This is a genomic window from Cyanobium sp. ULC065, assembly GCF_977927515.1.
The window spans coordinates 1,277,165-1,289,537 of sequence record NZ_OZ376393.1; the positions used below are offsets into that span (position 1 = coordinate 1,277,165).

Consider the following 12,373-nt stretch of genomic DNA (forward strand, 5'->3'; position numbering starts at 1 on the left):
ATGAAGGCGGTTTGCGGGTTAGTGCGGCGGTCGAGTGGGCGGACGGATCGTGGTGAGCTTGGCCATGGCCCGGCCCATGCCCGGCGGTAGCCGCAGGCTGTTGCCCACACCCGGAACCAGCAGGCGCACCAGCCGGAACACTCCGTTGCCCATCAACCACAGGGCACCGACGGCCAGCGCCACCACCACCAGCAGGCCCAGCAGCTGGGCCAGCCCGGCGAGCAACTGCAGCAGGCCCAGCCCGATCTGGCCGAGGCCAGCGAGCACGGCACTGATGACCTTGCTCACCAGCAGGAGCGAATCCAGCCGAGAGGGAAGTTGCAGCAGCGCCACCAGCAACCCCAGCCCGATAGTCGCGTTGAGCAAGGCGAGCAGGCACTCGCGCAAGGTTGAACGGGTGCGTCGCTTGCGAAACACCTTGCGAACCGACTTGGGGGTGAACCCGGGATCGGGTTTGCGGTTCATCGCCACAGGCTCAGGTGTCGAAGGAGTACCCAGCGCCTCGCATCCAGCGCTCGAACTCAATCAACACCAGTTCGTTCGGACAATCCACCAGGCTGAGCCCTTCCACAGTGCAGTCGCCCTGGCCGCCGTGGTGAAGCGACAGGTGGAAGTCCTTGCCGCTGAGGCCGCACACTTCCGGATCGCTGCGCACCACCACATCCAAGGAGGCTCCGAGGCGAATCACGCGGCGCCGCAATTCCGACCAGCTCTTTGTCATCGGGCAGTGTTCAAGGCTTGGTTCTTTCCTTCAACGGATGGGATCCCGCCGGCGGAGTGTGCCAGTTCCGGTCATGGGACCTAGCCGTCTCCCCATGTGCCGTTGATCACACATTGAAAGAGTAATGGGTGTTCTGGGGGCCAGGTGTTGGGATCGCAACGCTCGTTGCTGGTTCAGGGGGCGGTTTGGGCCGGTGGGGTCGTCGGTGCACTGGTGGCGGCCGGTCGGGTCTCTCCTCCCGGGGCGACAGGCTTGGGCAGCGGCACCAGCAGGCTGAGCGAGGAGGTGATCACCAGCGCTGCCAACCCTGCCGCCGGGGAGAGCAACCGTCGCCGCAGCGGTACCCGCTCGAGGATTTCGCGGCGCTGCAGCGGCAGCTCGGTGGGAATTGTGAAGCCGAGCTGCACACGTGGATCGAGCCGCAACTGGTCGAGGCAGCGCACGAGATCTGCCAGCTCGGCGTCGTCGAAGTCGAGTTCGAGGGGAGGCGTGTCCGGCTGGCTGCTGAACAGCCGCAGGCGGTGCCGGCTCTGTTCGCCAGAGCCGAGGGGTTCGATCTGCACCGGTGAACCTTCACCACCGAAGCGGCGCGGCACCCCGCTCACCAGGTGGCGGGCATAGGGCAACACCACGCTCAGCAGGGCCTCAAGATGGTTGCGTTTTCCCTCCAGCGACGGCCGCCCGATCAGGTCGAGTTCCCAGCCCGTCAGGATGCCGATCGCATCGCCGTCCTGGGAGGCGGACAGATCCGGAAGGCCATCAAGGCGCAGGCGGCAGCTTGTCTGCTCGTAGCGATAACTCTGTTTCATGCCGCGGCATCCATAAGGCTGGCCTTGAGACGGTCAAATCCCCCCGCACCGGCGCCGAGGGCCAGACTCTGCACGAGCTGAAGACGGCGACGGGCGCCCTCCGCGGGGTCAAGGAGCTTCTGAACCCCCCCGCGGCGGGGGTTCAGCCGTTCCCGCACCAGCTCCTCGAGGCGCTGGCGGAACAATTCCCAGCGCTGGACGCTCACCACATCCGGCTCAGACGATGACAGCAGCTGGCGGAGCATGGGATAGATGCGCTCGGCGAGGGCGCACAGCACCGAGATCAGCGCGTCGGTTTCGGTTTCGCTCAGTTCGCCCCGGCGGCAGGCCAGGCGCAGTGGGTTGTAGCAACGCCGTTTCCACAGCTCCACCCGGTTGGGGAAGAGGTCGCCGAAGCCCAGCTGGCGGGCCATGAACACCATCGCTTCTCCCCCGTTGAGATCGAGGGCTTCCACGCTCAACAGCATCAGATCCAGCCGTTCCAGTCCGCGCCGGTTGAGCCGGCTGGGGGATCGGGATTCAGTCAGGGTTGCATCGGCCATGGCTGCGATGATGCCAGCGCCTGAGCCGATCCGTCATCCGCCCCCGCCATGGCCGCCCTATCTCCTTCGCTCGAAAGGGCACAGCCGCCCGATCTGCGCCAGCTGGTGCGAGACATTCCTGACTTCCCCAAGCCCGGCATCCTGTTCCGGGATCTCACCCCGTTGATGCGTGATCCGCTCGGCTGGCAGGAGGTGATGCGCCAGCTGAGTGAGGTGTGCGAGCGGTTGCAGCCCGAACTGATCGTGGGGATCGAATCCCGCGGCTTCATCGTGGGCACTGCCCTGGCCACCGTGGTGGAGCTGGGCTTCGTGCCGGTGCGCAAACCCGGCAAACTGCCCGGGCAGGTGCGTGGCGTGGATTATGCGCTGGAGTACGGCACCGATCGTCTGGAGATCCAGCACGATGCCCTCGCCGATGGCGCTCGTGTGCTGATCGTCGATGACCTGCTCGCCACCGGTGGCACCGCCGCCGCCTGCGCTCAGTTGGTGGAGGAGGCCGGTGGGGCGCTCTGCGGCTTCGGGTTCGTGGCCGAGCTGGCCGGCCTGGAGGGCCGCCGGCGGCTGCCCGGTGGACATCCGGTGGAGTCGCTGATCATTTACAGCTGAGGGACGGCGGCAGGTCTGAACCGTCCTTAATCCTGGCTGTCCTGCCAGCCGAGCACCTGATCGAGCTGCTCCAGGCTGATCAGCCCGAACCGCCAGAGAATCACCGGCAGCGGCGCCTGCTCCAGCTGGGCCTGCTTGACACCCAGGGCCAGGGCGTTTTCGCTCAGACCCAGCTCCCGGCGCAGGTAACGCACCAGCGCGGACGACGGCACCGGTTGGGGGGAGGTGCTCTTCACCATGGCCCGGAAGGGAAGCACCGGCTGGAGTTCGCCATCACTCTGACCAGCGCGCCAGTAGCTGGCAAGGACCGAGGGTCATGGTCCGGAGACTGAGGCGCCGCAGCAGCGGCAGCCGGCCCAGCAGACCCAGGCCGATCTGGCGCACGCTGCGCTGTGGCCACTGCCGGTTCGAGAACAGCCGCACCAGGGCGTCGGTGGCCAGCAGGGTGAGCAGCACATCGGGCCAACGGCGACGGCCGTAGGCCGCCGGCAGCCGGCTGAGGCGCAGCCTGCCCCGGGCGGTGCGGGCCGCCAGTTTGTGCAGCACGGCCACATCTCGCCAGCAGAGGTTGAGGCCCTGCCCCCCCACCGGGTGGCAGCGGTGCATGGTCTCGCCCACCAGCACGGTGTTGCCCCGGTGAAAGCCCCCGCTCAGCTCCAGGGCGGCGGGGAATGCCCGCGGCGCGTCCAGGAGAGCGTCGGCCTGCAGGCCATCGGGCAGGGCGCCGGCCAGCCGGTCGAGAAAGGCCACGGGGTCGAGGCTCTCCAGCCGCCGCATGCGCTGGGCCGGGCCGCTCCACACCAGCTGAAAGCGATCGCCGCCCAGGGGCAGCACGGCGAAGGGGCCCTCGGCGCGGAACAGCTCCCAGGCCTGATCGCTGGCGGAGCCGCGCAGGCGCACCTGCACGCTCAGACACGACTGGCTGTAAGGAAGGCGCCAGTGGGCCAGACCCAGGCCCTGACGGGTGGAGGAGGCGGCGCCCTCGGCCGCCACCAGCAGATCCACCGGTGTCTGGCTGCCGGGGCTGCCGAGCGCCAGCTGCACGCGCCCATCACCCTCCAGCCGCCTCAGCAGCAGCTCCATCAGGGGCGTGTGGCGCACCACCCAGCCCACGGCGTCGCCGCTGGAGGCTGAACCTGTGGACGCCACGGCGGTGGAGGATGACGCTGCCCGACGGCCGAGATCGCGGGCGGTGAAGGGCACCTGTAGGCCCAGCTCGAGGTCGTGGAGTTCCAGGGCTCGGAACGGCGCCAGCGCCGGAGCGAGCTCCTCCCACAGCTGCAGGCGCTCCAGCAGACGGCGGCTGGAATGGGTGAGCGCGTAGGCGCGGTTGCGGGCCAGCAGCTGGCTGGCGGTGAGCGGATCCTCCAGCTCCACCTGCCAGCCGGCCTCGGCCAGGGCCAGGGCGGCCAGGGCGCCGGTGGGACCGGCGCCGCGGACCCGGGCCTGCAGCTCGCTGGTCAGATGGTCGGAATGCCGGTCCAGGGAATCGCCCATGAAAAAAGCCGCAGCAGAATTCTGCTGCGGCTGGTTGAGGGGGCGTGGCCGGTGATCCCCACCGGCCCGTGCGGGCCGGCGATCAGCCGATGCCGAGCAGGCCGCGGGTGAAGGCCTCACCGCCGAGGGCGAACTCAGTGGCGAGCAGGGCGATGAAGCCGAGCATGGCCATACGGCCATTGAGCTTCTCGGCGCGCTCATGGAAGCCCCAGCCGCTCTCGGCGCTCACCACTTCCATGCGGGGCTCGGTGGCGAAGGCATTGAGGCGGCCGCCGTCTTCGGTGGTGACGGTGGCGCCGCGAATGGTGGCGCGCTCAGTGGCGGAGACGGGGGCGGTGGTGGTGGCCTGGGCCATGGGGCTCCTCGGTGGTGATGGGATCAATGTAACAGAATATTGCGCAACGTAAACGGATGTCGCGAATGCTCAGGCGCATGCCCTCCCCAGTCCAAGCACCCCGGTGGAGGCGACCCGGTGTCTGCGCGGCCACGGCGCTGGCTGCCGGCGGGCTTCAGCGCAGGCGCCGCAGGCAGAGCTCCTCGAAGGCTGGGCGCAGCAGATAGGGGTACTCGCCGACCCAGAGCTTCAGCTGCGGCAACCAGGCGTCGGTGAGGGCGCCGATGCGCACGAAATCGGGCCGCTCGCTCAGGGCCAGGCAACGGATCACCATGCCCCGGCGGATCACCTTGTGCTTCTTTTCCATCGGGAAGCGGATCTGGCCCAGGTAACCGTCGTCGTCTTCCAGCTCCAGGCACAGCCAGGTGCGACGGTTCTCCACCAGCTCCAGCCGTCCGCGGGCATCGGCCTGCTCCTTCCGTTCCTCCACCAGCTCGCGGGTGAACAGATCGGCCACCACCCCTTCGAAGATCGCCCCTGCCGGGTAGCGGCGCAGCACGCTGTTCTTGCGCCCCGCCTCCAGGATCGGGCCCCAGAGCACATAGAGCAGGAACACGAAGCCCGCCACCAGCCACACCGGCCCGAAGCGGTAGGAGAACTGGCTCTGGGCGATCAGCAGCGAGATCACCCCACCGATCACGGCGATCAGCACCCGCTGCAGGATCTTGCGGGGGTTGCCGCTGCAGGCGTTGAACTGCGGACCGCTGGCCACCGCCGGGATCAGTTTCTGGAGCTCAGCGGGCTTGACGGGAACCAGCATGGCCTCAGAGCAGACGTTCGAGGCCGTAGACGAGCCCCTGCAGCTGCCGCACCCGGCGCACGGTGAGCAGCACTCCGGGCATGTAGGCGGAGCGGTCGATCGTGTCGTGGCGAAGGGTATAGGTTTCGCCCGCCGCGCCGAACATCACCTCCTGGTGGGCTACCAGACCGGGCAGGCGCACCGAATGGAGCCGCAGGCCGCTCTCGCGCCGGCCGCCGCGGCAGCCCGCCAGGGTTTCGCTCTCCTCCACCTGGGCGGCATTGAAGGATTTCCCCAGCTCCTCGATCAGCTCGGCGGTCTTGATGCAGGTGCCGCTGGGGGCATCGGCCTTGCGGTTGTGGTGCAGTTCGGTGAGTTCGGCGAAGTCGTAGAAGCGGGCGGCGGCCGCGGCGGCCTGCTGCAGCAGCACCATGCCCACCGAGAAGTTGGGGATCACGGCACCGCCGATGCCCGCCTTGGCGGCAAAACTGGCCAGATCCTCCAGCTGCGTGGGGGAGAGGCCCGTGGTGCCGATCACCGGGTGCACCCCGTAGGCGATGGCGGCCCGGGTGTGCTCGTACACCACCTTCGGATGGGTGAAATCCACCAGCACGGCGCCGGCGCTCTGGTGGCGGGCCGCCTGGCTGGCCTGGCAGAGGCAACCTTCCAGATCGGCCGTGACCGCCAGCTCCAGCGGCCCCAGGCCCAGCCGCTCGCCCACGTCGTCGCCCTCGGCCCCGGGGGTGGTGTCGACGGCTCCCACCAATGCGCAATCGGGGGCGGCCAGCACGGCCCTGATCACCTCCGCGCCCATGCGGCCGAGGGCGCCGGCCACCACCACGGGGATCGGCTCCGCCGAAGTGGCGGGCGGCATCGCAGGCGCCGGTGGTGGGGTGGCGGTCATGGGCGCAGACAGGCTCTTCGCTGGGGCGAGCCTATGGCCGTCGCGGGGCAGGCCGGCTGGGCACGGGCCTGTTACGCCTTGGCCGGAAACCCCACCTGCCGCCGCCGCTTTCCGTAGGCTCCTTCACATTGCTCAATCTGCACGCCCATGTTCACGCAGGTCCGCTCCGCCAGCCGTCGGGTCAGCCCGGCCGGATGCGCCACCCCTGCGGGCTCGGACGGCCGCCCGGTGATGAAGGCGGTGTATGTCGTGCTCGAACCCCAGTACCAGAACGCCCTCACCACGGCCGCCACCAGCCTCAACGAGCACAACCCGGCCCTGGCGGTGGAGCTGTGCGGCTACCTGATCGAGGAGCTGCGTGATCCGGAGAACTACGCCGCCTTCTGCGCCGATGTGGCGGCGGCCGACGTGTTCATCGCCTCGCTGATCTTCATCGAGGACCTGGCCCAGAAGGTGGTGGAGGCCGTGGCCCCCCACCGCGACCGGCTCAAGGCCGTGGTGGTGTTCCCCTCGATGCCCGAGGTGATGCGCCTCAACAAGCTGGGCACCTTCTCGATGGCGCAGCTGGGCCAGAGCAAGAGCGCCATCGCCAGCTTCATGAAGAAGCGGAAGGAGGCCAATGGGGCCGGCTTCCAGGACGCGATGTTGAAGCTGCTCAACACCCTGCCGACGGTGCTCAAGTACCTGCCGGTGGAGAAGGCGCAGGATGCCCGCTCCTTCATGCTGAGCTTTCAGTACTGGCTGGGCGGCACGCCGGACAACCTGCGCAACTTCCTGTTGATGCTGGCCGACAAGTACGCCTTTCCCCGCGGTGAGAGCGACCGCCCGTTGCTGGAGGTGGCCGAACCGGTGGTGTTCCCCGACCTCGGCATCTGGCACCCGATGGCGCCGGGGATGTTCGAAGACCTCAAGGAATACCTCAACTGGCAGGCCAGCCGGCAGGATCTGAGCGACAAGGCCCGCAGTGGCCCGGTGATCGGCCTGGTGCTGCAGCGCAGCCACATCGTCACCGGCGATGACGCCCACTACGTGGCAGTGATTCAGGAGCTCGAATACCGCGGCGCCACCGTGATCCCGGTGTTCTGCGGTGGTCTCGACTTCTCCAAACCGGTAAAGGCCTTCTTCTACGACCCGCTCAATCCCGAGCAGCCGATCGTGGATGGGGTGGTGAGCCTCACCGGCTTCGCCCTGATCGGCGGCCCGGCCCGCCAGGACCATCCCCGCGCCATCGAGGCGCTTTCCAAGCTCAACCGGCCCTACATGGTGGCCCTGCCCCTGGTGTTCCAGACCACCCAGGAGTGGGAAGAAAGCGACCTGGGCCTGCACCCGGTGCAGGTGGCCCTGCAGATCGCCATCCCCGAACTGGATGGCGCGATCGAGCCGATCGTGCTCAGCGGCCGCGACGACGCCACCGGCAAGGCCCACACCCTGCAGGACCGGGTGGAAGCGATCGCCGAACGGGTGATCCGCTGGGCTTCGCTGCGCACCAAGCCGCGCATCGACAAGAAGCTGGCGATCACGGTGTTCAGCTTCCCGCCCGACAAGGGAAATGTGGGCACCGCCGCCTACCTCGACGTGTTCGGCTCGATCCACCGGGTGCTGGAGGAGATGAAGCGCAAGGGCTACGACGTGCAGAACCTGCCGCGGGATGCCAAGGCGCTGATGGAAGCGGTGATCAATGACCCCGAAGCGCTGCAGGGTGCTCCGGAGCTGGCGATCGCCCACCGCATGAGCGTGGAGGAGTACGAGCGCCTCACTCCCTATTCCGAGCGGCTCGAGGAGAACTGGGGCAAGCCGCCCGGCAACCTCAACTCCGATGGCACCAACCTGCTGATCTACGGCCGCCACTTCGGCAACGTGTTCGTGGGGGTGCAGCCCACCTTCGGCTACGAGGGCGATCCGATGCGGCTGCTCTATTCCCGCAGCGCCAGCCCTCATCACGGTTTTGCCGCCTACTACACCTACCTGGAGAAGGTTTGGGGCGCCGATGCGGTGCTGCACTTCGGCACCCACGGCTCGCTGGAGTTCATGCCCGGCAAGCAGATGGGCATGAGCGAAACCTGCTACCCCGATTCGTTGATCGGTGCCCTGCCCAACCTCTATTACTACGCGGCCAACAACCCTTCGGAGGCCACGATCGCCAAGCGGCGCGGCTACGCCGCCACAATCAGCTACCTCACCCCTCCAGCTGAAAACGCCGGCCTCTACAAGGGGCTCAAGGAGCTGGGCGAGCTGGTGGGTTCCTACCAGCAGCTGCGTGAGAGCTCCAGGGGTGTGCAGATCGTCAACGCGATCGTGGAAACGGCGCGTCAGTGCAACCTCGACAAGGACGTGACCCTGCCGGAGGGGGAAGCCAGCGCGCTCGATCTCGATGGCCGTGACGCCGTGGTGGGGGCGGTGTACCGCCAGCTGATGGAGATCGAGAGCCGGCTGCTGCCCTGTGGCCTGCACACGATCGGCAAGCCCCCCACCGCCGAGGAGGCGATCGCCACCCTGGTGAACATCGCCGCCCTTGAGCGGGAAGAGGAGGGCTACCGCAGCCTGCCGGCCCTGCTGGCCGAAAGCCTGGACCGCACGATCACCGATGTCTACAAAGGCAATGACGCCGGTGTGCTGGCGGATGTGGAGCTCAACCAGACGATCACCGAGGCGTGCCGCAAGGCGGTGGCCTCGATGGTGCGTTCCGTCACCGGCAGCGATGGCCGCGTCAACCTGCGCGGCAACTTCGGCTGGTTCTTCGATCTGCTGGAGCGTTTCGGAGTGCGGCTGCCCAGCCCCTGGCTGAGTGCCTGCCGGGCGGCGGGTTTTCCCGGGGTGGATGCCGCCGAGCTCGACAACCTGTTCGGCTACCTGCGCTTCTGTCTCGAGCAGATCTGCGCCGACATGGAAATGGAGAGCCTGCTGCGGGCTCTTGATGGCGAATATGTGATCCCCGGCCCCGGCGGTGATCCGATCCGCAACCCCGGCGTGCTGCCCAGCGGCAAGAACATCCACGCCCTTGATCCCCAGGCGATTCCCACCCGCGCCGCGATCGCGGCAGCCAAGGTGGTGGTCGACCGGCTGATCGAACGCCAGCGAGCCGAACAGGGAACCTGGCCGGAGACGATCGCCTGCGTGCTCTGGGGCACCGACAACATCAAGACCTACGGCGAATCGCTGGCGCAGATCCTCTGGTTCATCGGTGTGCGCCCCGTGCCCGATTCCCTCGGCCGCGTGAACAAGCTGGAGCTGATCTCGCTGGAGGAGCTGGGGCGCCCCCGCATCGATGTGGTGGTGAACTGCTCCGGGGTGTTTCGCGATCTCTTCATCAATCAGATGGGGCTGATCGATCAGGGCGTGAAGATGGCCGCCGAGGCCGATGAGCCCATGGAGATGAACTTTGTGCGCAAGCACAGCCAGGAGCAGGCTGCGGCCCAGGGCATCAGCCTGCGCGAGGCGGCCACCCGGGTGTTCTCCAATGCCAGCGGCAGCTACAGCTCCAACGTGAACCTGGCGGTGGAGAACAGCACCTGGGAGGAGGAGGGCGAACTGCAGGAGATGTACCTCTCCCGCAAAACCTTCGCCTTCAATGCCGACAACCCCGGGGAGATGAATCAGAACCGGGAGGTGTTCGAGTCGGCGATGAAAACCGCCGACGTAACCTTCCAGAACCTGGATTCGGCGGAGATCTCGCTCACCGACGTGAGCCACTACTTCGACTCCGACCCCACCAAGCTGATCGCCGGCCTGCGCGACGACGGCAAGGCCCCCACCAGCTACATTGCCGACACCACCACGGCCAACGCTCAGGTGCGCTCCCTGAGCGAAACGATCCGCCTCGATTCACGCACCAAGCTTCTCAATCCCAAGTGGTATGAGGGCATGCTCAACTCCGGCTACGAGGGTGTGCGTGAGGTGGCCAAGCGGCTCAACTTCACCCTGGGCTGGAGTGCCACCAGCGGCGCTGTCGACAACTTCGTGTACGAGGAGGCCAACGACACCTTCATCAACGATGAGGAGATGCGCAAGCGGCTGATGGAGCTCAACCCCCACAGCTTCCGCCGCATCGTGGGCACGCTGCTGGAAGTTAACGGCCGCGGCTACTGGGAAACCAGCGATGAAAACATCGCCCAACTGCAGGAGATTTACCAGGAGATCGAAGATCGCATTGAAGGGGTCACCACCGCCTAAGGTCCATCCATCGCGGTCCTTTTATGTCTCCAGCCCTCAAAGGTGTGGCTTACGTGAGCGTCTGGGTGCTGCTCTGGGGCACGGCGTCTTCCCTGGCCGATTTCGTGCTGCTGGAGCGCGGCGCGTATGACGCCGGCACGGTTGCTCAGGCGATCACGTTCACCTCGTACGGGATCGCGGCGGTGGTGTTGGCGGTGCGCCTCTCCGGCCGCTTCCTCACCCCTCAAGACTGAGTCCCTGCGACCTCATGACGGCGTCCACCATGCGGGCCGTCTGGGCGATCGGGCCCACATCATGCACGCGCAGCACATCGGCTCCCTGGCTGATGGCCAAGGCGCTCACCGCCGCCGTTCCCCACAGGCGTGCCCGCGGCCGTGGCTCCTCCAGGACAGCGCCGATGAAGCGTTTGCGTGAAGGGCCCACCAGCAGGGGGAAGCCTGCGGCACGCAACTGGCTCAACTCACGCACCAGGGTGAGGTTGTGTTCGGTGGTCTTGGCGAAGCCCAGGCCCGGATCCCAGATCACCTGCGCGGTGTTCACTCCGGCGGCCACGGCCCGCTCCGTGGCCCACAGCAGCTCCTCGCCCACCTCTGCCGTCACAGCCTTGTAGGTGGCGAGCTGGTGCATGGTGCGGCTGTCGCCGCGGCTGTGCATCAGCACGTAGGGGCAGCCGGCCGCCGCTACCACCTGTAACAGCTCCGGCTCGCGCCGCCCACCGCTGACGTCGTTGATCCAGTGGGCACCGGCGGCCAGGGCCGCTTCGGCCACCGCAGCGCGAAAGGTGTCGACCGACAGCAACGGCCCTCTGCCGTCCGGAAAGGCGGCACGGATCAGCGCGAGCACCGGCAGCACCCGGGCCATTTCTTCGCTGGCGCTGATCTCGGCGGCGCCGGGGCGTGTGCTCTGACCGCCCAGGTCGAGCAGATCGGCGCCCGCCGCCACCATGCGCCGGGCCTGGCGCAGCGCCGCCTCCGGCGTGGGATAGCGCCCCCCGTCGCTGAAGGAATCGGGGGTGAGGTTGAGCACCCCCATCACATAGGTGCGCGTTCCCCAGGCCAGGGCCGGAGCCGAGGACGTTGCCATTGCCGTGTTCACCGCCGCCACAAGCCCAGCCACTCATGATCGCGTGGTTGCCCGTTGCGGCCACTGGCGGAGCCCACAGCCGCTTCCCAGCAGGCCTTGGTGAACCCTGCCTGCTCAACCTGCCGAGCCAGGGCGCCGGCCTCGGCGCCGTAGGGCGGCCCACCCGGGCGCGGGTGACACCAGAACAGACCCAGCAGCCAGCCGCCGGGAGCCAGCAACTCCCGCAGCGTGGTGAGGTAGGTGCTCCGCTGTGAAGGATCAATGGCGCAGAAGCAGGTGTGCTCCAGCACCCCTTCAAGGCTGCCGGCCGTGAGCCCTGCAGCGGCAAGCGCCGGAGGATTGAACAGGTCGGCCTGCAGCCATTGCAGCGCGGGGCCGCTGCCGTGCAGCCGCTCGGCCTCTGCCAGCGCCGCTGCGCTGAAATCAAGGCCAACCGCGGCAAAGCCGGCGGCAGCGAGCAGGGCCGCCTCGTGGCCGCGCCCACAGCCCGGCACCAGCACCCTCCCCGGAGGTTCTGGAGCCAGCGCGTGGTGCTGAAGAAACGCCTGCAGCGGTGGCGCCGGCTGACCAAGCTCCCAGGCATCGGTTCCCTCCCGGTAGCGATGGTCCCAGGCAAGGGCACCCTGCGGCGGCTCAGGCGGGCTCATGGTTCCGGCTCCGCCAGCAAGACCTCGATCCGATCGGCGAGCTGCAGGCAGCGATCCATCTCCTCCCACAGCAACTCCCGACGCACGGCATCCACCGCGTAGGAGCGATGGTGCAGGTCGCGGGCCTGGTAGCGGAGAGCCTCACGGATGCGCCGCCATTCATCCGGATGCAAGGGGAAGGAAAGAGTGCTCATCGCGTTGTCATTCATGCCACTGGTTGTAGGAAAGGCCGCTGTTTCCATGTGAATTCTGTGTAGCGAG

The 12,373-nt window shown here is 67.7% G+C and carries 15 protein-coding genes; 3 read left to right on the forward strand and 12 right to left on the reverse strand.

All coding sequences use genetic code 11. The annotated features are described in order from the left end of the window. Positions 1 to 18 precede the first annotated feature (18 nt). From ACXMDP_RS06225 to ACXMDP_RS06240, 4 genes are all read right to left on the reverse strand, one after another. A complete protein-coding gene (locus ACXMDP_RS06225) occupies positions 19 to 465 on the reverse strand; it encodes a hypothetical protein (RefSeq protein WP_259729246.1) in 447 nt (148 codons plus the stop codon). A 10-nt stretch (positions 466 to 475) separates the two neighbouring features. Next, positions 476 to 721 carry a hypothetical protein gene (locus ACXMDP_RS06230; protein WP_094510361.1) on the reverse strand — a complete coding sequence of 82 codons (246 nt, stop codon included), beginning with the start codon at positions 719 to 721 and terminating at the stop codon, positions 476 to 478. Between the two features lie 173 nt (positions 722 to 894). Further along, positions 895 to 1,530 (reverse strand): DUF4335 domain-containing protein, encoded by a 636-nt coding sequence (locus tag ACXMDP_RS06235; protein ID WP_094510362.1) that lies wholly within the window; start codon positions 1,528 to 1,530, stop codon positions 895 to 897. After that, positions 1,527 to 2,072, reverse strand: a complete 546-nt coding sequence (locus ACXMDP_RS06240; protein ID WP_094510363.1) for a DUF3038 domain-containing protein — start codon at positions 2,070 to 2,072, stop codon at positions 1,527 to 1,529. The genes ACXMDP_RS06235 and ACXMDP_RS06240 overlap by 4 nt, the downstream gene beginning before the upstream one ends. A 48-nt stretch (positions 2,073 to 2,120) precedes the next feature. Here ACXMDP_RS06240 and ACXMDP_RS06245 point away from each other — a divergent pair, with 48 nt between their 5' ends. After that, positions 2,121 to 2,678, forward strand: coding sequence for an adenine phosphoribosyltransferase (locus tag ACXMDP_RS06245; protein WP_255099730.1), 558 nt, complete (start codon positions 2,121 to 2,123; stop codon positions 2,676 to 2,678). 26 nt (positions 2,679 to 2,704) lie between these two features. On the opposite strand, the gene ACXMDP_RS06250 is transcribed toward ACXMDP_RS06245, so the two are convergent. The 5 genes from ACXMDP_RS06250 to dapB form a co-directional block, all read right to left on the reverse strand. Continuing rightward, on the reverse strand, positions 2,705 to 2,917 hold the full coding sequence (locus ACXMDP_RS06250; protein WP_094510365.1) for a DUF2949 domain-containing protein: 213 nt from the start codon (positions 2,915 to 2,917) through the stop codon (positions 2,705 to 2,707). A gap of 34 nt (positions 2,918 to 2,951) precedes the next feature. After that, complete coding sequence (locus ACXMDP_RS06255; RefSeq protein ID WP_259729247.1) at positions 2,952 to 4,175, reverse strand: FAD-dependent monooxygenase; 1,224 nt, start codon at positions 4,173 to 4,175, stop codon at positions 2,952 to 2,954. 82 nt (positions 4,176 to 4,257) lie between these two features. After that, the gene (locus ACXMDP_RS06260; protein ID WP_094510367.1) at positions 4,258 to 4,530 is read right to left on the reverse strand and encodes a high light inducible protein; all 273 of its coding nucleotides are present in this window, start codon (positions 4,528 to 4,530) and stop codon (positions 4,258 to 4,260) included. Positions 4,531 to 4,684: 154 nt separating this feature from the next. Further along, the gene (locus tag ACXMDP_RS06265; protein ID WP_094510368.1) at positions 4,685 to 5,329 is read right to left on the reverse strand and encodes a hypothetical protein; all 645 of its coding nucleotides are present in this window, start codon (positions 5,327 to 5,329) and stop codon (positions 4,685 to 4,687) included. A 4-nt stretch (positions 5,330 to 5,333) separates the two neighbouring features. Then, on the reverse strand, positions 5,334 to 6,212 hold the full coding sequence (gene dapB, locus ACXMDP_RS06270; RefSeq protein ID WP_399232836.1) for a 4-hydroxy-tetrahydrodipicolinate reductase: 879 nt from the start codon (positions 6,210 to 6,212) through the stop codon (positions 5,334 to 5,336). A 147-nt stretch (positions 6,213 to 6,359) separates the two neighbouring features. Here dapB and ACXMDP_RS06275 point away from each other — a divergent pair, with 147 nt between their 5' ends. Both ACXMDP_RS06275 and ACXMDP_RS06280 read left to right on the forward strand, forming a co-directional pair. Beyond that, positions 6,360 to 10,382 (forward strand): magnesium chelatase subunit H, encoded by a 4,023-nt coding sequence (locus ACXMDP_RS06275; RefSeq protein WP_259729248.1) that lies wholly within the window; start codon positions 6,360 to 6,362, stop codon positions 10,380 to 10,382. A 23-nt stretch (positions 10,383 to 10,405) separates the two neighbouring features. Continuing rightward, positions 10,406 to 10,615 carry a hypothetical protein gene (locus tag ACXMDP_RS06280; RefSeq protein WP_255099728.1) on the forward strand — a complete coding sequence of 70 codons (210 nt, stop codon included), beginning with the start codon at positions 10,406 to 10,408 and terminating at the stop codon, positions 10,613 to 10,615. Here ACXMDP_RS06280 and folP read toward each other — a convergent pair. From folP to ACXMDP_RS06295, 3 genes are read right to left on the reverse strand one after another with little or no spacing between them, the layout of a single operon-like run. Next, a complete protein-coding gene (gene folP / locus ACXMDP_RS06285; RefSeq protein ID WP_259729249.1) occupies positions 10,599 to 11,465 on the reverse strand; it encodes a dihydropteroate synthase in 867 nt (288 codons plus the stop codon). The genes ACXMDP_RS06280 and folP overlap by 17 nt on opposite strands. A gap of 8 nt (positions 11,466 to 11,473) precedes the next feature. Further along, a complete protein-coding gene (locus ACXMDP_RS06290) occupies positions 11,474 to 12,112 on the reverse strand; it encodes a TPMT family class I SAM-dependent methyltransferase (protein WP_259729250.1) in 639 nt (212 codons plus the stop codon). Further along, positions 12,109 to 12,306 (reverse strand): hypothetical protein, encoded by a 198-nt coding sequence (locus ACXMDP_RS06295; RefSeq protein WP_144036871.1) that lies wholly within the window; start codon positions 12,304 to 12,306, stop codon positions 12,109 to 12,111. Before ACXMDP_RS06295 ends, ACXMDP_RS06290 begins: the two co-directional genes overlap by 4 nt. Positions 12,307 to 12,373 lie beyond the last annotated feature (67 nt).

Bases quoted from the DNA above. Each gene is read 5' to 3' on its own strand.
- ACXMDP_RS06260 (WP_094510367.1), bottom strand. From the start codon at position 4,530: ATGGCCCAGGCCACCACCACCGCCCCCGTCTCCGCCACTGAGCGCGCC.
- ACXMDP_RS06230 (WP_094510361.1), bottom strand. From the start codon at position 721: ATGACAAAGAGCTGGTCGGAATTGCGGCGCCGCGTGATTCGCCTCGGA.
- ACXMDP_RS06290 (WP_259729250.1), bottom strand. From the start codon at position 12,112: ATGAGCCCGCCTGAGCCGCCGCAGGGTGCCCTTGCCTGGGACCATCGC.
- ACXMDP_RS06250 (WP_094510365.1), bottom strand. From the start codon at position 2,917: ATGGTGAAGAGCACCTCCCCCCAACCGGTGCCGTCGTCCGCGCTGGTG.
- ACXMDP_RS06265 (WP_094510368.1), bottom strand. From the start codon at position 5,329: ATGCTGGTTCCCGTCAAGCCCGCTGAGCTCCAGAAACTGATCCCGGCG.
- ACXMDP_RS06275 (WP_259729248.1), top strand. From the start codon at position 6,360: ATGTTCACGCAGGTCCGCTCCGCCAGCCGTCGGGTCAGCCCGGCCGGA.
- ACXMDP_RS06245 (WP_255099730.1), top strand. From the start codon at position 2,121: ATGGCCGCCCTATCTCCTTCGCTCGAAAGGGCACAGCCGCCCGATCTG.
- ACXMDP_RS06225 (WP_259729246.1), bottom strand. From the start codon at position 465: ATGAACCGCAAACCCGATCCCGGGTTCACCCCCAAGTCGGTTCGCAAG.
- ACXMDP_RS06235 (WP_094510362.1), bottom strand. From the start codon at position 1,530: ATGAAACAGAGTTATCGCTACGAGCAGACAAGCTGCCGCCTGCGCCTT.
- dapB (WP_399232836.1), bottom strand. From the start codon at position 6,212: ATGACCGCCACCCCACCACCGGCGCCTGCGATGCCGCCCGCCACTTCG.
- folP (WP_259729249.1), bottom strand. From the start codon at position 11,465: ATGGCAACGTCCTCGGCTCCGGCCCTGGCCTGGGGAACGCGCACCTAT.
- ACXMDP_RS06295 (WP_144036871.1), bottom strand. From the start codon at position 12,306: ATGAGCACTCTTTCCTTCCCCTTGCATCCGGATGAATGGCGGCGCATC.
- ACXMDP_RS06240 (WP_094510363.1), bottom strand. From the start codon at position 2,072: ATGGCCGATGCAACCCTGACTGAATCCCGATCCCCCAGCCGGCTCAAC.
- ACXMDP_RS06280 (WP_255099728.1), top strand. From the start codon at position 10,406: ATGTCTCCAGCCCTCAAAGGTGTGGCTTACGTGAGCGTCTGGGTGCTG.
- ACXMDP_RS06255 (WP_259729247.1), bottom strand. From the start codon at position 4,175: ATGGGCGATTCCCTGGACCGGCATTCCGACCATCTGACCAGCGAGCTG.